This is a genomic window from Stenotrophomonas sp. FW305-C-20-S1, from assembly GCF_058783335.1.
This window is the reverse complement of sequence record NZ_JBYTEK010000012.1, coordinates 88,241-114,906: the sequence shown is the minus strand read 5'-3', so window position 1 is coordinate 114,906 and position 26,666 is coordinate 88,241. Positions and strand designations below refer to the sequence as shown.

Here is a 26,666-nt window from a genome sequence, read left to right as displayed (position 1 = left end):
CCCCCCCCCCCCCCCCCCCCCCCCCCCCCCCCCCCCCCCCCCCCCCCCCCCCCCCCCCCCCCCCCCCCACTACCGGGGGATGCTCAGAGCGTTTCCAGCTGCCTGCGCAGGTGGGCCAGCTGTGCGCGCAGGGTGTCGTTCTCGCGGGTCAGGGCAACCACGCGGCGGCGCAGCGCCGGGGCATCCTCGCCAAGCTGCTCCAGCGCGGCCAGCACCTCGGCATCGCGGCTGGCGATCTCATCCTCGTTGGCCTCTTCGAAGTCCATTTCCGCCGACTCCGGTTCAGGCTTCGGCGCACGCGGCTTGCGCTTGGACTCACGCACGCGCTTTGCAGCCTGCTTCAGTTCATCCTTGCCACCGGCAGCCGCCGCGCGCTGCTCTTCTTCCGGCAGGTCGGCCACGGCGGCGGCGGCGCTGATCGAGATCATGCCGGCCTTCACCGCTTCCACCACCTCGGCCGCGGCCTGGGCGTGGATGCGCTCGATCATGCCTACCTGGCTGGTGCTCAGCTTGGCTTCGCGAGCCAGTTCGGCGCGGCTGATCTTCGGCGCCGGTTCCCACGGTGGGCTGTCTTCGCCGGCCTCGTCGGCAGGCTCGGCGGTGCCGTCGCTTTCGCGCTGCAGCTGCGCCTGTTCGACCTGCTTGCGCGCGGACAGGATGTCGCGCTTGCGCAGGGCCAGCACGCCGCGCTGGAAATCGGAAACGCTGCGCCGGCCCAGGTGCTGCTCGATCATCCACAGGTGCACGTCTTCCATGCTCTGGAAGCGGGTGTTCTGCACGGTGTTGAACGGCAGTCCATGCTTCTGGCAGATGCCGAAGCGGTTGTGTCCATCCACCAGCACGTCGCCCCACAGTACCAGCGCATCGCGGCAGCCTTCGGCGAGGATGCTGCGCTCCAGCGCCTCGTGTTCGTCGGCGGTGAGCGGGTCGATGTAGGCCTTGAGTTCTTCTTTGACGACGATGTTCATGGGCACGGCAACAGGCAGGAGCGGAACCGCCCATTGTACCTGCTCGCCAGCACCGCCCTGGCCTCAGGCGGTGGCCCGGATCATCTCGCCCAGGGTGCCGGTGATCTGGTCGATCTGTGCCTTGTCCACGATCAGCGGCGGTGACAGCGCGATGATGTCGCCGGTGCAGCGCACCAGCAGGCGCCCGTCGTGGAAGCAGCGGCGGAACACCTCGTAGCCACGGCTGCCGGGGGCGTCCTTGCGCGGTGCCAGCTCCACCGCACCGACCAGGCCGAAGTTGCGGATGTCGATCACGTTCGGCAACCCCTGCAGGGCGTGCAGGCGCTCCTGCCAGTATTCGCCCAGCTCGATCGCGCGCTCGAACAACCGTTCCTCGGCGTAGATGTCCAGCGTGGCCAACGCCGCCGCGCAGGCCAAGGGGTGGCCCGAATACGTATAGCCATGGAACAGCTCGATGGCCTGTGGCGGACCCTGCATGAAGCTGGCATGCACGCTGTCGCCGACCAGCACGCCTCCCAGCGGCACCGCGCCGTTGCTGGCGCCCTTGGCGAAGGTCAACAGGTCCGGCGTGACCCCGAAACGCTGTGCGGCGAACGCCATGCCAACCCGGCCGAAGCCGGTGATGACCTCATCGAACACCAGCAGGATGCCGTGCTGGTCGCAGATCTCGCGCAGTCGTTGCAGATAGCCCGGCGCCGGCAGGATCACCCCGGCCGAGCCGGCGATGGGTTCAACGAACACCGCGGCAATGGTGGACGGATCGTGCAGGGCGATCAGCTGTTCCAGATCGTCGGCCAGCTCGGCGCCCTGGCGTGGCAGGCCCTTGCTGAACGCATTGCGTGACAGGTCCAGGGTATGCCGCAGGTAGTCCACGCCGCCGAGCTGCAGGCCGAACTGGCGGCGGTTGTTGGGCAGCCCGCCCAGTGCCATGCCGCCGAAGCCGACCCCGTGGTAGGCCTTCTCGCGGCTGATGAAACGCGTGCGCTGTCCCTCGCCGCGCAGGCGGTGGTGGGCCAGCACGATCTTCATCGCTGAATCCACCGCCTCCGAACCCGAGCTGGTGAAGAACACGTGGTTCAACCCGGCCGGGGCCAGTGCCGCCAATCGCTGCGCCAGGGCGAAGGCCGGCGGCGAACCCATCTGGAAGGCCGGCGAGTAATCGAGGGTGGCGGCCTGCTCGGCGATCGCGTCGACGATGCGTCGGCGCGCGTGCCCTGCATTGCAGCACCACAGGCCAGCGGTGCCATCGAGGATGGCGCGCCCATCGACGTCCTCGTAGTGCATGCCCTCGGCACGTACCAGCATGCGCGGCGCGCCCTTGTACTGGCGGTTGGCAGTGAACGGCATCCAGTACGCGTCCAGTGAATCGGGGCGCTGGGTGGCCAGGTCGTGCAGGTCGCTTGCAGGGGTTTTCATGCCGGCTCCGTCGGGTCCGATGGGTGCGACTCTAGCGCAGCCGCGTCACGGTTCTGTCGGCAGGCATGGCCCGGCGCTACCGTTCGGGCCTCGACCTTGTGGTAGCGCCGGGCCATGCCCGGCGAGCGCGCAGCGCGGTCGATCACGGTGGGGTCGCGGCCGCGCCGGTATAAACACGGAACGTTGATTGCTGAAGCGACCCATGGCCGACTTCCCCGACCGCAGCCACTGGCAGGCCCTGCGCAGCCGCGTGGCGATTCCTGCGCAAGCGTTCATCGATGGCCGCTGCGTGGATGCCGCCAGCGGCGCGCGCTTTGATTGCATCAGCCCGATCGACGGGCGTGTACTGGGTACGGTGGCCGACTGTGATGCGCAGGACGTCGAGCGTGCGGTGGCCTCGGCGCGCCGCACGTTCGAGGCAGGCCACTGGTCGCAGGCCAGCCCCGCCCATCGCAAGCGCGTGCTGCTGGCGCTGGCCGCGCTGGTGGAGACGCACGCCGATGAGCTGGCCCTGCTGGAAACGCTGGACATGGGCAAGCCGATCCGCGATGCGCGTCGCATCGATCTGCCCGGCGTGGTGCGCTGCCTGACCTGGACCGCTGAAGCGGTGGACAAGCTGTACGGTGAAATCGCCCCCACCGGTCCGCACGAGCTGGGCCTGGTCACGCGCGAGGCCGCAGGCGTGGTGGCGGCCATCGTGCCGTGGAATTTTCCGCTGCTGATGGCGTGCTGGAAGATCGCGCCGGCATTGGCGATGGGAAATTCAGTAGTGCTGAAACCCTCCGAGCGCTCGCCACTGAGTGCGTTGCGGCTGGCCGCACTGGCGGCCGAAGCGGGATTGCCGGACGGCGTGCTCAACGTGCTGCCCGGTCACGGCTCACGCGTGGGCGAGCCGCTGGCCCTGCACATGGACGTGGACGTGCTGGCCTTCACCGGCTCCACCGTTACCGGCGCCAGGCTGCTCGAATACGCGGGGCGCTCCAACCTCAAGCGGGTCTGGCTGGAATGCGGTGGCAAGAGCCCGCACGTGGTGTTCGCCGACGCGCCGGACCTGGATGCGGCCGCCAAGGGCGTGGCGCAGGGCATCTTCTTCAACCAGGGCGAAGTCTGCACCGCCGGTTCGCGGTTGCTGGTGCAGCGTTCGATCCGCGATGACTTCGTGCACCAGGTGATCGCCTACGGCCAACGCATGCAGCCCCGCCACCCGCTGGAGGCCGATGCACCGATGGGCGCGCTGGTCGATGCCGCGCACGTGGACAAGGTACTGGCCGATATCGCCCGGGCCGAAGCCGATGGCGCGCGCCTGCTGCTGGGCGGCCAGCGTGCCGAGGTGGAGGCGGGTGGTTGCTATGTGCAGCCGACGGTGTTCGACCAGGTACGCCCGGAACAGGCATTGGCCCGCGAGGAAGTGTTCGGCCCGGTGTTGGCGGTGCTCGGCTTCGATGACGAAGCCGAGGCCGTGCGCTTGGCCAACGACAGTCGCTATGGACTGGCCGCCGGCCTGTGGACGCGGGATCTTGGACGCGCCCATCGCGTAGCCCGCCAACTGCGCGCGGGCAGCGTGTGGGTGAACGGCTGGGACGGCGGTGACATGACGGTACCGTTCGGTGGCTACAAGCAGTCCGGCAACGGTCGTGACAAGTCGCTGCACGCCTTCGACAAGTACAGCGAGATCAAGGCCACCTGGATCCAGCTGTAGACCGCGCTACCGGCAGCTTGCACTGACCTGCAGCACCGCCTCGCGCAGCAACTGCCGGTCCACTTCCTCCACTGCGTTCTGGAAGTAATGCATGTCCTGCTGGCCCAGCGTACACGGGTCAACCATGTAGCCCGGTGGCCAGGTGCCGAGCATCTGGGCAACACCCTGCAGGATCTGCTCGGGCGTCATTTGCCGGTGGATCCGGAAAGGTGGGCGACGGGGCGCGAACGCCGCATGCACCTCACGGCGGCCGATCAGCTTTGCGGCCACACCCTCGGCAGTGATGCCATCGCCACCATCGATGCTGCCAGCCGGCAGCCTCAGATTCAGTGGTTGGTTGCGCGCAGCCGCGCTGCGTTGCCGATCGACATGCGCTGAGCGCTGCTCGGCCTGCGCAGTAGGAAGCGCGGGGGCGTGCGGAACCTGGTGCGGCGCAGCCGACGGCCGTGATGCATCGACAACCAGACGGCTCATCGGCGGCGCTTCCGGCGGCAGCCAACGCAGGCTGATCCGCGAATTGTCGTGTGCGATCAAGGCGATGCGTCCCGCATGCAACAGCCACCACAGCATCAGCAGATGCACCAGCAGCACCACCAGCCATGCAGCCAGGCGAGGCAGCAGCGGGGAATCGGAGCATGACTGCGGGGCGGCAGAACCCATCGGTGAAGCATCCATGCAGGGACCGGTGGTGCAGCGTAGCGGCCCCCCGGAAAGAATTCGTTGGCGTCGGTGTCGCCTGAAACCATTGCCCCGGCGGGGCGGCCAAGCGTGGCAGAATCGGTCGATCCGCCGTTACCCGCCTTGCCGATGTCGACGATCACCGCTGCCGCGCCACCCGTGAATTCTCCCCGCCGTGTCCTGCTGGCCAGCCTGATCGGCACCACCATCGAGTTCTTCGACTTCTACATCTACGCCACCGCCGCGGTGCTGGTGTTCCCGCACCTGTTCTTCCCGGAAAGCAGCGACCAGGCCGCCTTGCTGCAGTCCCTGGCCACCTTCGCGGTGGCGTTCATCGCACGCCCGGTGGGCTCGGCGGTGTTTGGTCACTTCGGGGACCGTATCGGCCGCAAGGCCACCCTGGTGGCCGCGCTGCTGACCATGGGCCTGTCCACGGTCGCCATCGGCCTGCTGCCCACCCATGCGCAGATCGGCCTGTGGGCGCCGGCACTGCTGGCGCTGTGCCGCTTCGGCCAGGGCCTGGGCCTGGGCGGCGAATGGGGTGGGGCGGTGCTGCTGGCCACCGAGAACGCACCGCCGGGCAAGCGCGCCTGGTACGGCATGTTCCCGCAGCTGGGTGCACCGATCGGCTTCCTTCTGTCAGCCGGCATCTTTCTGCTGCTCGGTCGCTGCCTGGGCCAGGACGATTTCCTGCAATGGGGCTGGCGCATTCCGTTCGTTGCCAGCGCGCTGCTGGTCGGCCTCGGCCTGTGGGTGCGGCTGAACATCCACGAGACACCGGATTTCAAGCGCGCGCTGGAGCGCAAGGCGCCGGTGCGCCTGCCGATGTGGACGGTGCTGCGCGACCATCCGCTGCCGATGCTGCTGGGCACGCTGGGTGCGTTCGCCACCTTCGTGCTGTTCTACCTGATGACGGTATTCAGCCTCGGCCATGGCACCGCCGTGCTCGGCTACAGCCGCGAGCAGTTCCTGCTGATGCAGATGGTGGCGATGCTTTTCTTCGCCGCCGGCATTCCACTGTCGGCACGCTACGGTGATCGCTGGGGAACGCGCCGCACGATGGCCATCGCCAGCCTGCTGATCATCGGCTTCGGTGTGCTGTTCGCGCCGTTGTTCCAGGCCGGCAGCCCGTGGCTGGTACTGACGTTCCTGTGCCTGGGCCTGTTCCTGATGGGGCTGACCTACGGCCCGTGCGGCACGTTCCTGGCCGAAATCTATCCGGTGGAAGTGCGCTACACCGGTGCCTCGCTGTCGTTCAACCTGGCCGGCATTCTGGGCGCAGCCCCGGCGCCGTACCTGGCGACCTGGCTGGCCGAGCGTTATGGGCTGGTCGCGGTCGGCTACTACCTGTGCCTGACCGCAGTGATCACCCTGTGCGCGCTGCTCGCCCTGCAGCGCCGCCAGCGCTGATCAGCCGAAGAAGCGCTTGAGCGTGCGGCCCAGCCAGCCGCCGCTCTGGTGCTCGCGGGCAAACTGGTTCAGGTGCTGCTTGACCTGTTCGGCATAGGCCTGGTCGTCGCCGCGGATGTGGTTGAACAGCCAGCGCGAGAGCATGGTGCGCAACTCGTCACTGATGTCCTCACCGGCCTGGAAGCGCATGCGGTATTCCGATACCCGCTTGATGAAGACCTCATGCACGCGCTTGTGCGCGGCACAGAACGGGTAGCCGGCCTCCTCCATCAGCTCTTCTTCGAATGCGAAGTGCGACATGGTGTAGTCCACCACCTCGTCGATCACTTCGCCCACCGCTGCCCGCTGCAGGCTGGTCTGCGCCACGTGCAGGTGGTTGAGCATCTCGATGATGCGGCGGTGTTGCTGATCGATCACATCGATGCCGATGTTCAGATCGTCCTGCCAGACCAGTAGTGCCATCCCCGGCTCCCCTTCATGCTGATGTCGGGGCCGACTGTAGAGGCGCCGCCCACGGGGGGCGTTGATCTGGATCAAGGCATGCCAGTCAGGACAGCGCAGCCTCGCGCGGGCGCAGCGGGCTGGCCACCGTGGTGCAGCTGACCCGGTTGCGGCCTCCGGCCTTGGCCAGGTACAGCTGGCGATCGGCCTCGGAAATCAGCCGGTGCAGCGCATCACGCTGCGGCCGCAGGCAGCACAGGCCGATGCTGACCGTCATGCGCAGCGTGGCACTGCCGATGTCCACTTCCAGCGCGGCGATGCGCTGGCGCAGCTCCTCGAAATAGAGCAGGGCTTCGTCCTGTTCCATGTCCGGCACCAGCAGGCAGAATTCCTCGCCGCCGAAGCGCGCGATCAGGTCCTGGCTTCGCGCGTGGTCGCCGACAGCACGGGCTACCGCACGCAGCGCATCGTCACCCGCTTCGTGGCCGTGGGTGTCGTTGATGTGCTTGAAATGGTCGATGTCGATCATCGCCACCGCCACGCACTGGCCATGCAGCTGCAGTTGCGGCAGCTGGCGCTGGCTCTGTTCCAGGAAGCAGCGGCGGTTGGGCAGGCCGGTGAGGAAATCGCGGGTGGCGAGGTCCTGCAGCGTGCCGATCAGTTCCAGCTGGTCCACATTCTGCGAGACGCGGCAGAAGAACTCTTCACGCGAGAAGGGTTTGCGCAGGAAGTCATTGGCGCCGTTCTTCAGGAAGCGCGGAATGAGCGACGCATCGGTATTGCCGGAAATGCCGATCACCGCCACCTTGTCGCGCGAGCGCAGGGTGCGCAGGCGGCGGGTGAACTCCACGCCCTGCATGCCCGGCATCTCCTGGTCGACCACGGCCAGGCGGATCGCCGGGTGCGCCTCGATCGCCGCCAGGCCTTCGCTGCCATCGGCCGCCTCGTACACCTCATGACCGTACATGCGAAGCAGGGCGGCGGCATAGCCGCGTGCGGACGGCGAGTCGTCCACCACCAGCGCGGCGATGCGCCGGTTGCGTTCCAGGCGCTGCACCAGCCAGACCAGATAGTCGATGCTGCCCGGAGTGTTCTTCAGCACGTAATCGATGATCTGCTGCTGCAGCACGCGCTTGCGCAGATCCTCGTCGTACACGCCGCTGACCACCACGGTCGGCAGGTTGCGCTTGAGGAAGAACTCGACCACCGCGTCGCGGTCGCCATCGGCCAGCACCAGCCCGGTCAGCACCAGGAACCAGCCGCCTTCTTCACTGAGCAGGCGATCGGCTTCGGCCAGCGAGCTGGCCACCACCACCGGCAGCTCCAGGCGCTGTTCGATGGCTTCGCGCAGCATGCCGGTGAAGGCACGGGAATTTTCCACCAGCAGGATGCGCTGCGGCAGCGGATCGGCCAGGTCGCCATCGACAGCGGCCTGCGGCAGGACGGGCATGATGCGGTGGCTCACGTGGGAGGGCTCGGCACCGATAGCGGCGGTTTCAGGTGCAACTTTAGGACAAAAACGTCCGTACCCGCCGCCTGGCACATTGATTGGATGGGAAGCGGTTAGTATCTGCTGGAGGTTCCTGACGTTAACTTCGACCTGGAGGTCACTGTGCGATTTTCATGTTTTGGTGCGACCACTGCATTTTTGATTCTCGCCGCTGCCCCGGCATTCGCGGGCGGTCCGTCGGACTTCCATGGAAAGCCGTTGGCAACTGCTGGACTGGGTCAGGCAAGTCCTGCCGCGATCAATCTAAGTCAAGACCCCAGCTGGCAGCTGTTTGGATTCCAGCGCGATGGGATCACCTATCTACAGGTGAATGACCTGCTCGGAAACGTGCAGTTGATCATCGGCAACGCTGGAGGCACATACTGGGTGCTGCCGGCAGGCAACAACGCGGCCCGGGTTTCGCTGCCCCAGCAGCAGATCCAGATACCGGCAGGTGCCACCCGCTCGCAGATCTACAGCGCCAGTGATTTCTCGCTGGTGCGTTACCGCAGCGGCAGCGACGTTATCTGGTCGGTCGAAACACCGTAAAGACAGTGAGGAGCGCAGCGGCGTCGGGGTCTCCGCGCCGCTGCGATTGCCACGATGGACGCGGCCGAGCAGACCCCGGGCGTCAGGTCTGGGTCTGCGAGTTTCCCTGCCCGAAGGCCGTTACGTGATCCATCGCGTTGAACGATGCCATGCCGAGGGCCGCGGAATCATCCGTTTCCACCATCGCCATTCGTATCCGGTTCCGATGGCACTGCACTGTCCCGCCATACGCAATCGTCCGGCCAGCCAAGCGCTCGACCGTGGCGGTAACGGTGGACGGTGACAGGTTGCGGTATGAATCCAGTAGTGCGACCGTCATCAGGATGCCGCGGCGTCCGCCTGTCTGGCCGCAACGTACGCGGATGCGGATCTGGCCTGATTCACTGTTGATCAACAGCGAAACAGCATCGGTGAGTGCGCGATAGGCGGCTAGCTGCAGGCCGACGCTGAGCTGGCAGGGATCGCCGAGCAGGCGAGGGCGCATCACCCGATGGCTCAGGTCCCAGCTTTCACGTACGCCGCCGGCCTGGAGGGCGACATAGAGCCCGAGATGTTCCAACGCGGCCGGATAGACCATGCTGGTCTGTTCCCTGAACTGTCGCGAATGGACCGAAGCCATGTGCAGAAGGCTGTTCGCTATGGTGGGATGGCCCTGAGCATTGAGCCAGTTCACCACCTCGCTGAGCGAGGTGTCGATACCGTCCCCCAGTTTCCTCAGGTGCCGGGCGCGCTCGCGGAGATCTAGCTCGCTTGCCACCAGTGAATTTCGCGCATGCTTGAGCGCATCCCTTTCACCCACTTCGCCCAATCGCGAACGGTGGTAGTAGTGGGTAATGCGCGACCCCAGCACCAACAGTGCAGCGCCGGTGACCGCCATTATCTGCTGGGTCGCGAAGGCGGCTGGATCGAATGCTCCCGTGTAGGGACTGGGCGTGGTGAGGCCGATGATCAGGTTGAGCGAGGGCACTCCGATCGCCGCACCTCGCCAGCCGTACAGGCAGGTAAGCACGACGACTGGCAGCGCCATCAGCAGCTGCATCGACGTCTTGGCATTGACTTCGTCCAAGGGCAGCTGTGCGGCATACAGACCAATCATCGCCATCATCGTCAGGGCGGCGAGTGCAGGCGGGGCAAAGCCTGACGTCCACCGGGCGTTGCTGGTCCGTCGTGTCCACAGCAACGCGAGCGGCGCAAGGGTCAGAATGCCGATGAAGTCGCCAACCACCAAGCGTGCGATGCTGGCAATCACCGGCATCTCGGGTGGTGTCGGCCAGAGAAGGTGTGCCAGCATCAGATTGAGCGCGGTGACCACCAGCGCCGAAGCCGCCGCGACTGAAATCAGCCACGCATTCTTCGTGGTCACCATCATCTTCCGGTGGAGATGCACGATCAGCATCACGGCAGGCATCAGCAGTGCCGAACCAAGTACGATCCAGGCCAGCCCATACTTCTCGATCATTGGCACGCGCATCTGCGCAAAGTAGGCGTATTCGCCCAGCAGCAGGTATGGCCACCAACGCGGGGGGAACAACAGCACTGCAGCGACGCGGACGCCGGCCGGCAGATAGAACTGGTCGAGCGACAACTGGCGCGACGCCCAGCATGCAATGGCGTACAGCAGCGCAAGGACCAGCCCCGCCGGGCGGATACGCAACTTCAGCTGCAGGCCTTCATTCCACCAGTTCAATCGCACTACCCCTTCACAGTACGTTCCCTGTCAGCATCCATTCGCCGCGGGACCCGGTTCTTAGCGACGGTATCGACACGCGTTCGATTATGCAATCGCCTCAGCGCTCGGCCCGGCAAGTGAGAAAGTCATCACAGGAATACCGGCGGCGACGAGTTTCACAGTTTTCGGCGGGCGGTAGATTCAGCTCGCTTCCTGATCAGCTCACCACAACGCATCCCGCAGCTTGTACCAGGACATGGCCGCCACCAGCAGCGGCATGCGCAGCAGGCGTCCGCCGGGGAAGGGCGCATGCTGCAGCCGTTTGAACACGTCCAGCCGCTCGCTCTGGCCAACGATGGCTTCGGCGATCACTTCACCGGCCAGCCCGGCCGCTGCCACGCCGTGGCCGGAGAAGCCCTGCGCGAAGTACATATTCCCATCCAGCCGGCCCCAGTGCGGGGCACGGTTGCGGGTGATGTCCACATAACCGCCCCAGACCTGCTGCAGTGGGATGTCGGCCAGTTGCGGGAACACCTCGTGCATGCGCCGCTGCATCACCCGGTGCAGGCCCGGCGGCGGCAGCGCAGAATAGCTGGCGCGGCCACCGAACAGCAGGCGGTGGTCATGGCTGAGCCGGAAATAGTCCAGCGCCCAGGCCGTATCGGAGACCGCCATGTTGTTGCCGATCAGGGCACGGGCGCGCTCGGCCCCCAGCGGTGCGCTGGCCCCGATATACGTACCGACCGGCATGATGCGCCGCTCGAGCTCAGGCACCAGCCCCTGCAGCAGGGCGTTGCCGGCCACCACCAGCTGCGGCGCGCGCACGTTGCCGTGGTCGGTATGCAGCACCGCATGTGCGCCGCGTTGAATACGCGTCACCGGCGATTGTTCGTGGATGACCACCCCGGCTGCGCGCGCGGCATCGGCCAGCCCGCGGGCGTAGGCCAGCGGATGCAGGTGGGCGCTGAGCGGGTCGAACATCGCCGCGCGGTAGCGCGGACTGTCCAGTTGCCCACGCAGGGTATCGCGCTCCCACCACTGCATCGGGTAATCGTAATGTCGCTGCAGGTGTTCGCAGTTGGCGCGCAGGTCGCGCTCGTGGCGTGCGCGGATGGCAACGCTGGCGTGGCCCTCCACCCAATGGCACTCGATGCCATGCTGGTCGATGCGCGCGCGCATCGCCTGTACCGCCTCGCGGGACCAGTCGAAGAGGCGGCGCGCATCCTCGCGGCCGAGCTGGCGTTCCAGCTCGTCCACTTCGCAGCCGTAGCCGACCAGCGCCTGGCCACCATTGCGGCCCGAGGCTCCCCAGCCGATCCGCTGCGCTTCCAGCACCACCACCCGCTGGCCGCGCAGGGCCAGTTCCAGTGCGGCGGTGAGGCCGGTATAGCCGGCGCCCAGTATCGCCACATCGGCACGCAGTTCACCGCGCAACGGCGGCAATTCGGGCGGTTCGGGCAGGCTGCTGGCGTACCAGCTGGGCGGGAAGGCGGCGCTCACCGGCGGCCTCGCAGAAGCGGGAAAGGGCGTCGGAGCGGGGGAGGACGGTCGGGCTTCACGCCGATAGTTTGGCCCAAGCCGGGCGCCCGTGGTGTGAGGGCAGCGGCTTGCCGATGCCGATGCCGGGCGCGTACCTTGATGCCACGCCAAGGAGTTTCCCCATGCGCCGCCTGCCCTGGGTGGGCCTGCCCACCGACAGCACCGTGCTCGGCCATCATCGTTTCGCGGTGGCCGGGGAAAAATATGTGCGTGCGTTGGTTGACGCTGCGCAGGCAACACCGCTGGTGCTGCCGAGTGTGCAGCCGCCGCTGCCGGCGCGCGATTGGCTGCAGGGCCTGGATGGCCTGCTGCTGACCGGCGCGGTCAGCAACATCGAGCCGCAGCATTACGAAGGGGGCCGCACCTGGAACGGCAACCGGCATGACCCGGCGCGCGACGCCACTGCGTTCGCGCTGCTGCACGAGGCGCTGGCGTTGGATCTACCCGTGCTGGCGATCTGCCGCGGATTCCAGGAATTGAATGTGGCGCTCGGTGGCACGCTGCATCCGCAGGTGCATGCGGTACCTGGCATGGCCGACCATCGAGAAGACCCGCAGGCGCCGGTGGAGGTGCAGTATGGTCCGGCCCATGCGATCACCTTGGCCGACGGGGGTTGGATGGCGCAGTGGTGTGCCGCCGATCGGGTGCAGGTCAATTCCGTGCACGGGCAGGGCATCGCACAGGTGGCCGACGGCCTGCAGATCGAGGCCTGGGCCGACGATGGCCTGGTCGAAGCAGCCCGCAGCCCGCGCCATCGATTCGTGCTCGGCGTACAGTGGCACCCGGAGTGGCGTGTCATGCAGACGCCGTTCTATCACGCTATTTTCCGTGCGTTCGGCCAAGCTTGCCGGCAGCACCAACAGAATCGACTGGAATCCCCATGAGTTCCCGAACGCGCCCGCGAAAGACGGCCACGCCCCCGCCCCCGCAGGAAAGCAGCCTGCTGCGCTGGCTGAAGGAGCGGCGCATCACCGAGGTCGAATGCCTGGTTCCGGACATCACCGGCAATGCGCGCGGCAAGATCATCCCGGCCGACAAGTTCTCGCACGACTATGGCACGCGCCTGCCTGAAGGCATCTTCGCGACCACCGTCACCGGCGAATTTCCGGACGATTACTACGACCTGACCTCGCCGTCGGACTCGGACATGATCCTGCGCCCCGACCCGGACACCGTGCGCATGGTGCCGTGGGCGACCGACCCGACCGCGCAGGTCATCCATGACTGCTACACCAAGAACGGCGAGCCGCATGAGCTGGCGCCGCGCAACGTGCTGCGCCGGGTGCTGGATGCCTATACCGAGCTCGGCCTGCGGCCAGTGGTCGCGCCCGAGCTGGAATTCTTCCTGGTGCAGAAGAACACCGATCCGGATTTTCCGCTGCTGCCACCGGCGGGCCGCTCCGGTCGCCCGGAAACGGCGCGGCAGTCGTACTCGATCGACGCGGTCAACGAGTTCGATCCGATCCTCGACCTGATGTACGACTACTGCGATGCGATGAAGCTGGACGTGGATACGCTGATCCACGAATCCGGCGCGGCGCAGCTGGAGGTCAACTTCACCCACGCCAATGCGATGGATCTGGCCGACCAGGTGTTCCTGTTCAAGCGCACCATGCGCGAATCGGCGATGCGCCATGGGGTGTATGCCACCTTCCTGGCCAAGCCGATGGAGAACGAGCCGGGCAGTGCGATGCACATCCACCAGAGCCTGCTGCGCATCAGCGATGGCCAGAACGTGTTCACCGGCGAGCACGGTGGTGAGGACTTCAGTCCGCTGTTCGCCCATTACCTGGCCGGCCTGCAGAAATATGTGCCGATGGCCATGGCGTTCTTCGCGCCGAACGTGAATTCCTACCGGCGCCTGGTGTTCGGTGAGGTCTCGCCTAGCAACGTGCACTGGGGCTTCGACAACCGCACCTGCGGCCTGCGGGTGCCGCTGGATACGCCGGAGAACATGCGGGTGGAAAGCCGCTTTGCCGGCTCCGATGCCAACCCTTACCTGGCGATGGCCGCGACCCTGGCCTGCGGCCTGCTCGGCATCCGTGAGCGCCTGGCGCCGGATGCGCCGGTGACCGGCAGCGCCAAGGAACTGGGCTACGACCTGCCGCGTTCGCTGGGTGAAGCGCTGGACGGGCTGGAGCAGTGCAGCGAGCTGCAGGCGCTGCTCGGTGAGCGCTTCTGCCGCGCCTACACCTCGGTCAAGCGCAAGGAATACGAGACCTTCTTCCGCGTGATCAGTTCGTGGGAGCGCGAGTTCCTGCTGCTGAACGTGTGAAGGCCGCGAATAGAAAAATCCCTCGCCGGGGGGTAGGCTGGCACCCGTCGCCGGCCCGGCCGGCCCCCCTTTCCGCATTCTGGAGCACCCGATGAAGCTGCGTATCCTCACGCTCGGCCTGGCCTCCGCCATGCTTTCCGCCTGTGGCGGCGGCAACGGCGGCGGACAGGACAGCCAGGTCCTGAACGTCTACAACTACAGCGACTACATCGCCGAAGACACCATCCCCAACTTCGAGAAGCAGAGCGGGATCAAGGTCACCTACGATGTGTTCGACAGTGACGAGATGGTCGAGACCAAGCTGCTGGCCGGCAACAGCGGCTACGACGTGGTGGTGCCGACGCTGAACTTCTTCGGCCGGCAGATCCAGGCCGGCGTGTTCCTGCCGCTGGACAAGTCGAAGATCCCGAACCTGGCCAATCTCGACCCGGCGGTGATGAAGCGCATCGCCACCCAGGATCCGGGCAACCAGTACGGTGTGCCGTACATGATCGGCACCACCGGCATCGGCTACAACGTGGACATGCTGAAGCAGCGTTTCGGTGGCAGCGCTGACATCGCCAACAGCTGGGACCTGGTGTTCAAGCCGGAAAACATCAGCAAGATGAAGGACTGCGGCGTGACCATCCTGGACACGCCGGCGGACATGATTCCGATCGCGCTGCACTACCTGGGCCTGGACCCGCACAGCGGCGATCCGGCCGACCTGCAGAAGGCGGCGGACCTGCTGAAGTCGATCCGCCCGTACGTGCAGAATTTCCACTCCTCGCAGTACGTGGGCTCGCTGGCCAACGGTGGCACCTGCCTGGTGGTGGGCTGGTCGGGTGACATCATCCAGGCCCGCGACCGTGCGGCCGAGGCCAGCAATGGCGTGCACGTGGCCTATTCGATCCCGAAGGAAGGCGCGCCGCAGTGGTTCGACATGCTGGCCATCCCGAAGGATGCCAAGCATCCGGAAGCGGCCTACGCGTTCATCAACTATCTGCTGGAACCGAAGGTGGCCGCGGCCAACACCAACTTCATCCACTACGGCAACCCGGTGCCGACCGCGACCCCGCTGGTGGACGAGGCGATCCGCAACGACCCGACCATCTACCCGCCGGCCGACGTGGCCGCGAAGATGTTCACCTATTCGATCAACACGCCGGAGACCGACAAGCTCTACACCCGGCTGTGGACCGAGGTGAAGACCGGCAGGTAAGCGGTCCTGCCCGCTGGATGAAAGTGGTAGCGCCGGGCCATGCCCGGCGGATGGCCTCAGCCCTTCCCGGAAGCTGCACCACCGGCCCGGCCAAGGTGCCGCAGGATGGCGGGCAACAGGTCGCGCGCATCGCGACCGCCGTTGCACAGGAATGATGAGCTCATCCGCTGCAGGTTGTGCATCCCGATGAAGAACAGCCCGGGCTGCGGGGAGACGCCGAACTCGCCGAGCGGATAACCGTGTTCGTCCAGCACGCCGTCCACATGCAGCCACGGCCATTCGGCGACGAAGCCCGTGGCGAGGACAACCGAGCGTATGCCGGCAGCGTTCAGATCCAGTTCGCGCGGCGAGGCGTCCGGCTCCCAGTGCAGGTAGACCTCTTCGGGAATGTAGCGGGCATCATCAGTGCGCGGTTCGGGCCGCGTGTCGTAGTACCCGCTTGCCAGTGAATCGAGATAGGCGTACTCGGCCCGCGTCGCCTCGACCGCCGTGCGCAGCTGTGGGCGGACATCGGCGAAGCGGGCGATGTCCGCGTCCAAGCCCTGCAGGCGGCCCAGCAGCGTGATGCCCTCGCGATGCATCGACAGCAGGCTGATCGAGCTGCCCAGGCCTGCGCGTCCCTTGCCGGAAATCAGCGGGAACTCTGCGGTCCGGGCCTTGCGCAGCGCGTCCGGCTCCCCGGCGAGTACCCCGGCCGATTCACTCACATGCTGGTGGATGCGTCCGGCCATGTCCCACCAGGTCATCGAATCCTTGCCGCGCAGCCGGCGCGTATGCGAATGGCGCTCGGCCAGCGACCAATACACGGTGCGGCCGCTGGCGCGGAGATCCTGGGCGATCTGCGCGCCGGACTGGCCGCCGCCGATGACCAGCACAGCGCCGTCGGGAAGCTGCCGGGAATTGCGGTAGTTGCTGGAGTGCAGTACCGCCAGCGCCGGCCCGGGCGCAAAGGGAACGCGGGGCATCCGGGGACGGCCGTATTCGCCGGTGGCCACCACCACCGCAGCGGCTTGGATCGGCCCGCGGCTGGATTCGATGGCGTAGCCGCCCGCCTTGGGCGTGACACGCAGGACCGCGCAGCCTTCGTGGATCGGCAGTGACCTTTCGCTGGCGTAGTCGCGGAGCCGCTGGATCACTTCCGGTGCAGCCATGAAGCCCTCCGGGTCGTCGCCCGCATAGGCGTGGCCATGCAGGGCCATCGTCGCGTTGGCGGTGTTGGTCTGGAAGGAATCCCAGCGCCGCCGCCAGCTGGCGCCCACGGTTTCCGTCTCCAGTACGCGATGCTTGATGCCGGCCTCCTGCAGGACCGCGCTGAGTGACAGCCCGGCCTGGCCGGCGCCGATGATGGCCACCTCCAGCCGATCAGCTGACGAGGGCTGGGGGGCGGGTGGGGCGAAGACAGAAGTGTCTGCGGATGTCACGCGTGTTCGTCCATGGTCGGCCTCGATCCTGGGGATTGCGACGGGGTAGTGGCGGGCGATCAAGGCTCCCGGTTCTGAAAAACGTTGCAGATTCGGCGCGGCACCCGCAGGCCAAGGCGGAAACACCAGGCAACGGCCACGCAGGGGGGCGCGTGTTGCGCCTGGAGTGCGCCATTTGCGGGCCAAACCCGACACCGGTCCGGTACTCCAGGACGGCCAGCGGCGCCTTCCCGCCCGCCGTCGTCATATCCCCATCGGCCCCCGGCCGGTAGAATGGCGGCCGCTGTCCACCGCCCGCTCCCGGAGCCCCCATGCCCGTTGAAGCCCAGCCGGAAGCCGCCGTCGTCGAAGCGACCGGTGTGCCCGGCTATCTCTCCATTCGTGATCTGCGCAAGGAATTCGATGGCTTCGTCGCCGTCGACGACGTCAACCTGGACGTCCGCAAGGGCGAGATATTCGCGCTGCTCGGTGGCTCCGGCAGTGGCAAGTCGACCCTGCTGCGCTGCCTGGGCGGCTTCGAGACACCCACCAAGGGCAGCATCACCGTCGATGGCCAGCGGATGGACGCGCTGCCGCCGTACCAGCGGCCGGTCAACATGATGTTCCAGTCCTATGCGCTGTTCCCGCACATGACCGTGGAGCAGAACATCGCCTTCGGCCTGAAGCAGGACGGACTCGGCCGCGAGGCCATCGCCAAGCGCGTGGGCGAGATGCTCGACCTGGTGCAGATGGGCCATCTTGGCAAGCGCAAGCCGCACCAGCTGTCCGGCGGCCAGCAGCAGCGCGTGGCGCTGGCGCGGTCGCTGGCCAAGGGGCCAAAGCTGCTGCTGCTGGACGAACCGATGGGCGCGCTGGACAAGAAGCTGCGCTCGCAGATGCAGCTGGAGCTGGTCAGCATCATCGAGTCGTCGGGCGTGACCTGCGTGATGGTCACCCACGACCAGGAAGAGGCGATGACCATGGCCACCCGCATCGCGGTGATGGACGCCGGCTGGATCCAGCAGGTCGGCAAGCCCGATGAGGTCTACGAGCAGCCGGCCAACCGCTTCGTTGCCGAGTTCATCGGTTCGGTCAACCTGTTCGACGGGGTGATCGACGAGGACCTGCCCGAATACGTGACCGTGCGCTCGCCGCTGTTCCCGGCGCCGGTCTACATCGCCCATGGCATCACCTGCTACGAAGGGCAGCCGGTCGCGTTCGCGCTGCGCCCGGAGAAGGTGATGATCGGCAAGGACGAGCCGGAAGGGCACACCAACAAGGCGCAGGGCGTGATCGAGGACATTGCCTACTTCGGCAGCCATTCGGTCTACCACGTGCGCCTGCCCAGCGGCGCCAAGGTGCTGGCCAACTTCGCCAACTCGCAGCGCTGGGCCAGCGATGGCCTGACCTGGGGTGACGAGGTGTGGGTGCACTGGCGCGACAACGACGGCGTGGTGCTGACCTCATGAGCGCCGCCGGCCTCAAGCGCTGGCTGCCGGGGCTGCGTGCCACGGTGATCGGCATTCCGTACCTGTGGCTGCTGCTGTTCTTCGCCGTGCCGTTCCTGATCGTGCTGATGATCAGTTTCTCGCACAGCCGGGTCGGCTCGCCCCCGTACACCTGGCTGCTGCAGTACGTCGATGGCGGGCTCTCGCTCAAGCTCAACCTCGAGAACTACCTGGCGCTGTTCCGTGATTCGATCTATGCGCAGGCGTTCCTGAGCTCGATCAGGATCGCCGCCATCTCGACCTTCCTCACCCTGCTGATCGGCTATCCGATGGCCTATGCCATCGCCCGCCTGTCGCCGGCCGCGCGCAACGTGGCGATGATGCTGGTGGTGCTGCCGTCCTGGACCTCGTTCCTGATCCGCGTCTATGCATGGAAAGCGATCCTGGACCGCAACGGCCTGCTCGACCAGTTCCTGCAGTACACCGGCCTGCAGTCGCTGATGACCTCGATGGGCCTGCCGAAACTGCAGCTGATCGACACCCCGACCGCGGCCTACATCGGCATCGTGTACTGCTATCTGCCGTTCATGGTGCTGCCGCTGTACGCCAACCTGGTCAAGCATGACCACCGACTGCTGGAAGCAGCCTACGACCTCGGCGCCAAGCCGTGGCAGGCATTCCTGCGCATCACCCTGCCGCTGTCGAAGGCGGGCATCATCGCCGGCTGCATGCTGGTGATGATCCCGGCGATCGGCGAATTCGTGATCCCGGAAATGCTGGGTGGCTCGGAAACCCTGATGGTCGGTCGCCAGCTGTGGAACGAGTTCTTCAACAACCGCAATTGGCCCGGTGCCTCGGCAATGGCGGCGGCGATGATCCTGTTGCTGCTGGTGCCGATCCTGCTGTTCAACCGATCCCAGCAGCGGTTGCTGGAAGGGAAGCAGGCATGAGCCCGCGTTCTGCCAAGGGCCTGGGCCTGGGCGTGCTGCTGCTCGGCTTCGCTTTCCTGTACCTGCCGATCCTGCTGTTGATGTTCTATTCGTTCAACAGCTCGCGGTTGGCCATGGTCTGGGCCGGGTTCTCCACCCGTGCCTACAGCGACCTGTTTGCCGACCGCGCGCTGATGGATGCGATGTGGACCAGCCTGGTGGTCGCGTTCTGGACCGCCTGTACCGCCACCGTGCTTGGCACGCTGGCGGCGATGGTGATGACCCGCTTCAAGCGTTTCCGCGGCAAGCCGTTCTTCGGTGCGCTGGTGACCGCGCCGCTGGTGATGCCGGACGTGATCCTCGGCTTCTCGCTGATGGCGCTGCTGGCCTCGATGGGCGCGATACCGGGCTTCCCGGCGCGTGGCCTGGCCACCATCTGGATCGCCCACGTCACCTTCACCCTGTGCTTCGTCACCGTGGTGGTGTCCTCGCGCCTGCAGGAGATGGACCTGTCGCTGGAAGAAGCGGCGATGGATCTCGGCGCGAGCCGGCTGACCGTGTTCACCCGCATCACCCTGCCGATCATCGCCCCGGCGCTGGTGGCCGGTTGGCTGCTGGCGTTCACCCTGTCGCTGGATGACGTGGTGGTGGCCAGCTTCGTTGCCACGCCGGGCTCGACCACGCTGCCGATGAAGGTGTTCGCCTCGGTACGCATGGGCATCAGCCCGAAGATCAATGCGCTGGCCACGCTGCTGGTGTCTGCAGTATCCATTGCTGCGGTGATCGGCTGGTACATCAATGCGCGTGCGGAGAAGCGACGCCAGCGCGACCTGCAGCTGGCCCGCCAGGACAACGGCTGAGCCGGCAACATCCGGCTCACGGCGGCCGGCGCACAATGGGGGTCTACCTGATGGAGACCCCCCATGACCGTCGAGATCATCAACCCGGCCACCGGCCAGGTGACCTACCGCCATGAGCTGATGGATGCCGCTGCTATCGAGCAGCGCCTGCAGGCCGCAGCCGAGGCGTTCCCACGCTGGGCCGAGCGCTCGCTGCAGGATCGCGGGGCGATCCTCAAGCAGATTGCCGGCCAGCTGCGTGCGCGCCGCGATGACCTGCAGCAGGCCATGACCAGCGAGATGGGCAAGCTGAAGGCCGAGGCCTTGGCCGAAGTGGAAAAGTGCGCGGCCACTTGTGAGTTCTATGCCGACCATGCCGCGGACTATCTGAAGCCGCAGCTGATCGACACCGAGGCCCAGCGCAGCTACGTGCGCTATGAACCGATCGGCTGCGTGTTCGCGGTGATGCCGTGGAATTTCCCGATCTGGCAGGTGTTCCGCTTCCTGGCCCCGGCGTTCATGGCCGGCAACGTGGCGCTGCTCAAGCATGCCAGCAACGTGCCGCAGTGCGCCGACCTGATCCTGGCGGTGTGCCGCGATGGTGGCCTGCCGGACGGTGTGTTCGACGTGCTGCACATCGACAACGACCAGGCTGCCGACGTACTGCGCGATGCACGGGTGAAGGCCGTCACCCTGACCGGCAGCGAGAGGGCAGGGCGCTCCATCGCGTCCAACGCTGGCAGCCAGTTGAAGAAGTCGGTGATGGAGCTGGGCGGCAGCGACGCCTTCGTGGTGCTCGATGATGCCGACCTGGACAAGGCGGTTGCCGCCGCGGTGAAGTCGCGCTTCGACAACAGTGGCCAGACCTGCATTGCCGCCAAGCGCTTCATCGTGGTTGAAGCGGTGGCCGATGAATTCACCCGGCGCTTCGTCGAGGCCGCGGGCGAGCGTCAGTACGGCGACCCGAACGAGCGCGGCACCACACTGGCGCCGATGGCCCGTGCCGACCTGCGCGACGAACTTCACAAGCAGGTGCAGGCCAGCGTCGCCAAAGGCGCGCGGGTGCTGATCGGCGGCGAACCGATCGCCGGTTCGCATGCGGGCTACCCGGCCAGCGTGCTTGACCAGGTGGGGCCGGGCATGCCCGCCTATGACGAAGAACTGTTCGGGCCGGTCGCTGCGGTCATCCGGGTCAAGGATGAAGCCGAAGCGCTGCGCGTGGCCAACGACACCCGCTTCGGCCTCGGCGGCAGCGTGTGGACGCGTGACCCGGTGCGTGGCGAGTCCTTCGCCCAGCGCATGGAATGCGGCGCGGCCTTCGTCAACGCCATCGTCAAGAGCGATGCGCGGTTGCCGTTCGGCGGCAGCAAGGAGTCAGGTTTCGGCCGTGAACTGGCCGACCACGGCATCCATGAGTTCATGAACATCAAGACCATCTACGTGGCTTGATGATCACCCAATGCGCCACGACAGGTACGCTAGGTGTCGACCGTCGTGGCCTACCGGTCCGGTGGGTATCGACCGTTGGTGGCCTACCGGTCCGGTGGGTATCGACCGTTGGTCGATACGCCCTACAACCACTTCACCCGCTTGAACAGCCGGTACAGGCCAACGCAGATGCCACCGACAGCGACGATCATCAGCGGGTAGGCCCACGGCTGGTTCAATTCCGGCATGTGGCTGAAATTCATGCCATACCAGCTGGTGATCAGCGTCGGTGCGGCCAGCAGCGCGGCCCATGCACCCAGCCGCTTCACCGTCTCCCCCTGGGCCAGCGTCACCAGTGACAGGTTCACGCTCAGGGCCGTGCCCAGCATTTCGCGCAGCGTGTCGATGACATCGCTGATGCGCACCGCATGGTCGTGCACGTCGCGGATATACAGCTTCACTTCGTCCGGGAACAGCTCGCCCTGGTAGCGGCGCAGCTGTGCCAATACATCCTGCAGTGGCGCCACCGCCATCCGCATCTTGTTCAACTCGCGCTTGAGCTCATACAGGCGCACCACCGTGCTGCGCTTGTAGCTGTCGGCGAAGATGTCCTTCTCCAGCAGTTCCAGGGTGTCGCGGAAGCGGTTGGTGATGGGCAGGTAATTGTCGACCACGAAGTCGGCCACGGCGTACAGGCAGTACGAGGGGCCCATTTTCAGCAGCTGTGGTTCGCGCTCCACGCGCGCGCGCACCGGTGCGTACGAGAGCGAGGCGCCATGGCGAACGGTCACCAGGAACCGTGGGCCGAGGAAGGCGTGGGTCTCGCCGTACTGGATGCGCTCGTCGACCATCTGCGCGGTGGTCACCACCACGAACAACGAGTTGCCGTAGGCCTCCACCTTGGGGCGCTGGTGCGCGTTGCGCGCATCTTCGACGGCCAGGTCGTGCAGGCAGAATTCTTCCTGCAGCTTCAGCAGCACGTCTTCGTTCGGATCGTACAGGCCGACCCAGACGAAACCATTGTTGCTGGCGATGACATCGCTGATGGCATCCAGGCTGATGTCGTGGCGTTTGCCGTCGTCATCGTAGTGGACGCAGTTGATGACGCAGGTGGGATTGGCTGCGGCGGAGGCGGCAGCAGGGGCGGGCAGTGGGGCGGGCAATGACATGCCCGCCATCGTGCGTCAGTGCTGCGTTTCCGACAAGTGAGGACGGCGCCCCAGCACCCAGGCCAGCGCCGCGTGGACCGGCAGCAGCAGCACGATCCACTGCACGTTGTACTGCGCCTGCAGGCTCAGCCAGTGCAGCACCAGGGCAGCCACGGCCTGCACCGCCACCAGCCACAGCACGATCCTGAACACGCGGCCGGGCACGCGCCGCCGCAGCAGGCTGATCGCCCCCGGCAACAGCAGCACGCACAGCGGCGACAGCAGCAGCAGGTTGCGGTTGGCCCAGGCAGCGTAGTGCGTGCTGAAGCCCCACAGGAACACCAGCAGGCCACCGGCGATGGTGCACAGCAGCCACAGCGGCAAGGCCAGGCCGGCCAGCAGGCGCGTACGCCTGCGCAGCGCCAGCACGCCGACCGCAATCACCAGGCCACACAGCAGCCACGGCCACCAGTGGCGCGCGAACTCCTTCGGTTCGGGATCGATGCGGTGCGGCAGCAGTTCCTGCTCGGACTGCACCAGCGGGCGGCCGTCGCTGTTGCGGGCCTGCCGCAGGGCATCGGCCAGGCGCATCGGCACGAAGGCTTCCTGCCAGCGCGACAGCGGCTGGTCGGCAAACGGACCCAGGCCGATATCGAAGCCCAGCCACATCCAAGGTGCTGGGGAGGCCAGGCGTACCGACTCGCTGCGATAGGTGTTGCCACGCGAACGGCCCGACAGCTGCGAGTGCAGGCCGCCGCCCAGCGCCTTGTCCAGCGTGTCGCGCACCATCGTCGCGCAGTTGGCGGTGTAGTAATCGTAGTGGTAGCGCGCGTTTTCCGGCTTGGCCCGTTCGGCCAGGTCTGCGGCCAGCGAGCGTGCCTGGTCAGGGGTGATATCCAGCCACTGCACGCTGGCACCGCGGCCGGTCTCGTCGTAGTACGACAGGTCCTGCTGCAGTGGCAGCGCCACCAGGTAATACATCATGTCGCCACGCACGAAGCGGCCGATGAAATCCTGTTCGGACGGATCGAAGTAGCCGAAGTTGTACGAGATCGCCTCGCCGCTCACCGGGTCCAGCACGACGATGGCATCGTGGCCGAAGCGCTCGAAGAACACGGTGCCGGGCTGCATGGTGACCACACCGACGCGCGGGGCAGGGGCATCGCTGGCCGTCGAAACGGCCGGTGGCGCCGCCTGCGCGAACGCGGTCAGTGGCAGGGTCGTGGCCAGCACGCAAAGTGCCAGCCACACCGTCAGGATCAGGCCACGGTGCTTCAAGCGTCGTCCTGCGCGTCCGGTGCCAGCACCGTTACATGGAAGGCCTGGACCCGGCGCGCATCGGCGCGGGCTACGCGGAACATGAAGCGGTCCAGCGCCAGTTCGTCACCGACTTCCGGCAGATGGCCCACCGCTTCGGTCACCAGGCCACCGATGGTGTCGTAGTCCTCATCGGAGAAGGTGGCACCGAAGCGCTCGTTGAAATCGCCGATCGGCGTGAGCGCATCCACCACGTACTGGCCATCGGCCTGGATGGCGATCTGCGCCGAGAAATCCTCGGCTTCGTCGTGCTCGTCGTCGATCTCGCCGACGATCTGCTCCAGCACGTCCTCGATGGTGACCAGGCCGGCGACACCGCCGTACTCGTCCACCACGATCGCCATGTGGTTGCGCGACAGGCGGAATTCCTTCAGCAGCACGTTGAGCTTCTTCGCTTCCGGAATCAGCACCGCCGGGCGCAGCAGCTCACGCACGTTGCCCGGACCGTTGTCGGCAACCACGCCGCGCAGCAGGTCCTTGGCCAGCAACACGCCGAGGATGTCGTCCTTGTTTTCGCCATGCACCGGGAAGCGCGAATGGCCGGACTCGACCACCTGCTTCATCAGCTCCAGGAAGGGCGCCTCCACCGGCAGCGACACCATCTGCGAACGCGAGATCATCACGTCGCCCACGGTCAGCTCGGCCACCGAAATGGCACCTTCCATCATCTTCAGGGTATCTGCGGCGATCAACCCTTCTTCCTGCGCGGTGTGCAGGACAGCGACCAGCTCGTCGCGGGTGTGGGGTTCGCCGGAAAAAGCAGACGTCAGGCGTTCAAGCCAGCCGCGCTTCTTTTCGCTGTGCTCCACGAAGGAGCTACTACTGTCGTCTTCTGACATCTCTGGAAAAAAGGCACCCGGCAGGCCGGGCGATGACCCAAGTCTAGCAGGATGTGGGGGCCTGTCAGTGACCGTCGGCCGCCGGGGCGGTGGCGGCCGGGCCCTCGTCCTCGGCCGGCAGGTCCAGGCTGTAGGTGCAGCCGGCCAGGGTCCTGCCGGGGTGGCTGGCGACGGTGGATACGCTGAGGATGATCGACTCGATCTGCGCCTCCCCGGTCTTCGGGTCCGTCACATCGCGGCTGACCAGCTCGCGCCCGGCCATGAACTTGCCGTCCTGGTCGTAGCCGATCTCCAGGGCCAGCTGCTTGGCCAGCGGCCGCGGATCGGCCTGGTCGAGCACGGCCATGATGCTGGCGCCGGCCACGGCCACACGCTCGGTCTGCTGGCCGAACACGGTGATCGGGCTGGCCAGCCGGTACTCGCTCATGAACTGGTTGCCCTGCGGCAGCGGCTGCAGGCCATGCGCCACGGCCTTCAGCGGATCGGCCAGCAGCGGTGCCAGCGCGGCGTGCTCGGCCACGCCCTGGCGGCATTCGATCAGCGCAGGCAGGTCCAGTGGCGCGGCGGAAGCGGTGGAGGCAACGAGCAGCAGGGGCAGGGCAGTACGCAGCAGCACAGGCAGAAGGTCCGCGATGGAGAAAGCTGGACCATGGTAACGGCCGCCGCGACGTCCAGCGACCGGGCTGTTCAGGGCGGGAACGAGTGCGTGTCGGGTGGCAGCCATTGGATTCTGACCGGGAACCCCAGCATCAGCTGCAGGTGATCGAGGCTGGCGGCGGCGGTTGCGCGGTGGGTCGCGGTGTCTTTCAGCATCAGGTTCAGCTCGCCGGTACGGACATCCGGGTGGAAGCCCAAGGTGTCCGGAAACTGCTGCATCAGCCAATCGCGATGGCTGCCCAGGCGGCGCTGCATCTCCGCCTCCGTCAGCGCGGCGCCGGTGCGGAAGTGCACGTACTGCGGGCCATCTGCGCCGCCATGTACCTCATCTGCTACCGGTTCATCACCGGTCAGTCGCACCACGACGTGCCAGCCCGGATCGTTGTCCACCCAGATACCCGCCAGCCGCGCCGCGTGCCTGGCTTCCAGGCGCTCGATCAGCGCCCGTTGCTGGGCGGTGGCGACGGTGTTGCGGGTGTCCTGCTCGCTGCTGCCGAAAAAAGCGCGCAGCTCGGCGACCTTGGCACTGATGTCGGCCTCACTGTCACTGGCGGGAAACGGTGAGGGCCGGTCAGGATCGGGCATCAGGCCTGCCCCGGACTGCAGCAGGGTGGAGAGCAATAGTGCGGACATCAAGGTCATTGGTGCTCCCGAGGCAGCATCACCCGTTGCAAAGGGCGGTGTCAGCCCTGCGGTGTCCGGTGCAGCAGCGCCCGCACACGTCGTACCGAACGATTGGCCACAGTGCGCAACGCCATCGCCGGCAGGGTCAGCATCGCCGAGAGCAGTGCCACGTGGACCAGTTGCATCACTGCGCGGACCGCAACCGGCAGTGCACCCGGTTCCAGCAGCCAGTCCGGCAGGTTCGTGCTCGCCAGGTGGATAGTGCTGATGTACACCACAGCGAGCAGGAACAGCGCCCACAGCTGCGCACGCGTTGCGTAAAAGAACGGCAGGCTGCCGCTTGCGCGCCCGAGGCGCTGCTGCAGGACCACGCGCCAGCTCACCGGTGCGGAGAGCGCGCCGATCAGGATCAGCACCATCGCGGTCATCCAGATCGCCGACGTACTGCTCACCGGCCCATTGCCGCTGAGCAGGTGCGGCCCGACCACGCCCACGGCTACGCCTGCCAGCAGGCTGGTGGGCGACAACAGGGCCAGTGTGCCCAGCAGCCAGTGCCGGCCGTCGGGGTGGTTGGCGCTGACGCGGCGCACCACGTTGGCGGTCACGACCAGCAGCAGGGAGAAGATTGCACTTCCGGCCAGCAGCGGCCCCATGTCGCCCATCATCATCCATGTCTCCGGGGAGGTTGCAGGCGCAGGATAGC

At 66.5% G+C, this 26,666-nt stretch carries 24 protein-coding genes; 10 read left to right on the top strand and 14 right to left on the bottom strand.

Going from position 1 to position 26,666, the window contains the following annotated elements; translation table 11 throughout:
- Positions 1-83: 83 nt before the first annotated feature.
- Positions 84-968, bottom strand: a complete 885-nt coding sequence (locus tag AC3WTC_RS09060) for a ParB N-terminal domain-containing protein (protein WP_025875352.1) — start codon at positions 966-968, stop codon at positions 84-86.
- A gap of 63 nt (positions 969-1,031) precedes the next feature.
- Positions 1,032-2,384 carry an omega-aminotransferase AptA gene (gene aptA / locus AC3WTC_RS09055; protein ID WP_492711315.1) on the bottom strand — a complete coding sequence of 451 codons (1,353 nt, stop codon included), beginning with the start codon at positions 2,382-2,384 and terminating at the stop codon, positions 1,032-1,034.
- 202 nt (positions 2,385-2,586) lie between these two features.
- Here aptA and AC3WTC_RS09050 point away from each other — a divergent pair, with 202 nt between their 5' ends.
- Positions 2,587-4,083 carry an aldehyde dehydrogenase gene (locus AC3WTC_RS09050; protein WP_492711314.1) on the top strand — a complete coding sequence of 499 codons (1,497 nt, stop codon included), beginning with the start codon at positions 2,587-2,589 and terminating at the stop codon, positions 4,081-4,083.
- Between the two features lie 6 nt (positions 4,084-4,089).
- Here the strand turns inward: AC3WTC_RS09050 and AC3WTC_RS09045 are convergent, their stop codons facing one another.
- On the bottom strand, positions 4,090-4,743 hold the full coding sequence (locus AC3WTC_RS09045; RefSeq protein WP_258954771.1) for a hypothetical protein: 654 nt from the start codon (positions 4,741-4,743) through the stop codon (positions 4,090-4,092).
- 147 nt (positions 4,744-4,890) lie between these two features.
- Between AC3WTC_RS09045 and AC3WTC_RS09040 the strand changes: the two genes are divergently transcribed.
- The gene (locus tag AC3WTC_RS09040; protein WP_080149309.1) at positions 4,891-6,171 is read left to right on the top strand and encodes an MFS transporter; all 1,281 of its coding nucleotides are present in this window, start codon (positions 4,891-4,893) and stop codon (positions 6,169-6,171) included.
- On the opposite strand, the gene AC3WTC_RS09035 is transcribed toward AC3WTC_RS09040, so the two are convergent.
- Both AC3WTC_RS09035 and AC3WTC_RS09030 read right to left on the bottom strand, forming a co-directional pair.
- Positions 6,172-6,633 (bottom strand): bacteriohemerythrin, encoded by a 462-nt coding sequence (locus AC3WTC_RS09035; protein ID WP_025875341.1) that lies wholly within the window; start codon positions 6,631-6,633, stop codon positions 6,172-6,174.
- An 85-nt stretch (positions 6,634-6,718) separates the two neighbouring features.
- Positions 6,719-8,062: a diguanylate cyclase gene (locus tag AC3WTC_RS09030; RefSeq protein WP_059063890.1), complete on the bottom strand. Its 1,344-nt coding sequence runs from the start codon at positions 8,060-8,062 to the stop codon at positions 6,719-6,721.
- Between the two features lie 162 nt (positions 8,063-8,224).
- Here AC3WTC_RS09030 and AC3WTC_RS09025 point away from each other — a divergent pair, with 162 nt between their 5' ends.
- Positions 8,225-8,650 (top strand): hypothetical protein, encoded by a 426-nt coding sequence (locus AC3WTC_RS09025; protein WP_243378006.1) that lies wholly within the window; start codon positions 8,225-8,227, stop codon positions 8,648-8,650.
- A gap of 82 nt (positions 8,651-8,732) precedes the next feature.
- Here the strand turns inward: AC3WTC_RS09025 and AC3WTC_RS09020 are convergent, their stop codons facing one another.
- Both AC3WTC_RS09020 and AC3WTC_RS09015 read right to left on the bottom strand, forming a co-directional pair.
- Complete coding sequence (locus AC3WTC_RS09020; protein WP_229655673.1) at positions 8,733-10,343, bottom strand: MASE1 domain-containing protein; 1,611 nt, start codon at positions 10,341-10,343, stop codon at positions 8,733-8,735.
- A gap of 198 nt (positions 10,344-10,541) precedes the next feature.
- On the bottom strand, positions 10,542-11,819 hold the full coding sequence (locus tag AC3WTC_RS09015; RefSeq protein ID WP_492711313.1) for an NAD(P)/FAD-dependent oxidoreductase: 1,278 nt from the start codon (positions 11,817-11,819) through the stop codon (positions 10,542-10,544).
- Between the two features lie 161 nt (positions 11,820-11,980).
- On the opposite strand from AC3WTC_RS09015, the gene AC3WTC_RS09010 reads away from it, so the two are divergent.
- The 3 genes from AC3WTC_RS09010 (at position 11,981) to AC3WTC_RS09000 (ending at position 15,334) form a co-directional block, all read left to right on the top strand.
- Entirely contained in the window at positions 11,981-12,742 is a 762-nt protein-coding gene (locus tag AC3WTC_RS09010; protein WP_492711312.1) for a gamma-glutamyl-gamma-aminobutyrate hydrolase family protein, read from the top strand.
- Positions 12,739-14,133 carry a glutamine synthetase family protein gene (locus AC3WTC_RS09005; RefSeq protein ID WP_025875326.1) on the top strand — a complete coding sequence of 465 codons (1,395 nt, stop codon included), beginning with the start codon at positions 12,739-12,741 and terminating at the stop codon, positions 14,131-14,133. The genes AC3WTC_RS09010 and AC3WTC_RS09005 overlap by 4 nt, the downstream gene beginning before the upstream one ends.
- 91 nt (positions 14,134-14,224) lie before the next feature.
- A complete protein-coding gene (locus AC3WTC_RS09000) occupies positions 14,225-15,334 on the top strand; it encodes a polyamine ABC transporter substrate-binding protein (protein WP_080149306.1) in 1,110 nt (369 codons plus the stop codon).
- 56 nt (positions 15,335-15,390) lie between these two features.
- Here the strand turns inward: AC3WTC_RS09000 and AC3WTC_RS08995 are convergent, their stop codons facing one another.
- Entirely contained in the window at positions 15,391-16,818 is a 1,428-nt protein-coding gene (locus AC3WTC_RS08995; protein WP_425513364.1) for a flavin-containing monooxygenase, read from the bottom strand.
- Positions 16,819-17,066: 248 nt separating this feature from the next.
- Here AC3WTC_RS08995 and AC3WTC_RS08990 point away from each other — a divergent pair, with 248 nt between their 5' ends.
- From AC3WTC_RS08990 to AC3WTC_RS08975, 4 genes are all read left to right on the top strand, one after another.
- Positions 17,067-18,203 carry an ABC transporter ATP-binding protein gene (locus AC3WTC_RS08990; protein ID WP_059063668.1) on the top strand — a complete coding sequence of 379 codons (1,137 nt, stop codon included), beginning with the start codon at positions 17,067-17,069 and terminating at the stop codon, positions 18,201-18,203.
- Positions 18,200-19,132: an ABC transporter permease subunit gene (locus tag AC3WTC_RS08985; protein ID WP_080149305.1), complete on the top strand. Its 933-nt coding sequence runs from the start codon at positions 18,200-18,202 to the stop codon at positions 19,130-19,132. The genes AC3WTC_RS08990 and AC3WTC_RS08985 overlap by 4 nt, the downstream gene beginning before the upstream one ends.
- Positions 19,129-19,971 (top strand): ABC transporter permease subunit, encoded by an 843-nt coding sequence (locus AC3WTC_RS08980; protein WP_025875316.1) that lies wholly within the window; start codon positions 19,129-19,131, stop codon positions 19,969-19,971. Before AC3WTC_RS08985 ends, AC3WTC_RS08980 begins: the two co-directional genes overlap by 4 nt.
- Before the next feature lie 63 nt (positions 19,972-20,034).
- Positions 20,035-21,399: an NAD-dependent succinate-semialdehyde dehydrogenase gene (locus AC3WTC_RS08975; RefSeq protein WP_080149304.1), complete on the top strand. Its 1,365-nt coding sequence runs from the start codon at positions 20,035-20,037 to the stop codon at positions 21,397-21,399.
- 122 nt (positions 21,400-21,521) lie between these two features.
- Here the strand turns inward: AC3WTC_RS08975 and AC3WTC_RS08970 are convergent, their stop codons facing one another.
- From AC3WTC_RS08970 to AC3WTC_RS08945, 6 genes are all read right to left on the bottom strand, one after another.
- Complete coding sequence (locus AC3WTC_RS08970) at positions 21,522-22,556, bottom strand: magnesium and cobalt transport protein CorA (RefSeq protein WP_051501564.1); 1,035 nt, start codon at positions 22,554-22,556, stop codon at positions 21,522-21,524.
- Positions 22,557-22,562: 6 nt separating this feature from the next.
- Positions 22,563-23,804 carry a lipoprotein N-acyltransferase Lnb domain-containing protein gene (locus tag AC3WTC_RS08965; RefSeq protein ID WP_492711311.1) on the bottom strand — a complete coding sequence of 414 codons (1,242 nt, stop codon included), beginning with the start codon at positions 23,802-23,804 and terminating at the stop codon, positions 22,563-22,565.
- Positions 23,801-24,682 (bottom strand): CorC family transporter, encoded by an 882-nt coding sequence (locus AC3WTC_RS08960; protein ID WP_032975685.1) that lies wholly within the window; start codon positions 24,680-24,682, stop codon positions 23,801-23,803. Before AC3WTC_RS08960 ends, AC3WTC_RS08965 begins: the two co-directional genes overlap by 4 nt.
- A gap of 64 nt (positions 24,683-24,746) precedes the next feature.
- The gene (locus AC3WTC_RS08955) at positions 24,747-25,298 is read right to left on the bottom strand and encodes a hypothetical protein (protein ID WP_032975686.1); all 552 of its coding nucleotides are present in this window, start codon (positions 25,296-25,298) and stop codon (positions 24,747-24,749) included.
- A gap of 71 nt (positions 25,299-25,369) precedes the next feature.
- Complete coding sequence (locus AC3WTC_RS08950; RefSeq protein ID WP_492711310.1) at positions 25,370-25,972, bottom strand: hypothetical protein; 603 nt, start codon at positions 25,970-25,972, stop codon at positions 25,370-25,372.
- A gap of 50 nt (positions 25,973-26,022) precedes the next feature.
- A complete protein-coding gene (locus tag AC3WTC_RS08945; protein WP_492711309.1) occupies positions 26,023-26,631 on the bottom strand; it encodes a hypothetical protein in 609 nt (202 codons plus the stop codon).
- Between the last annotated feature and the right edge of the window lie 35 nt (positions 26,632-26,666).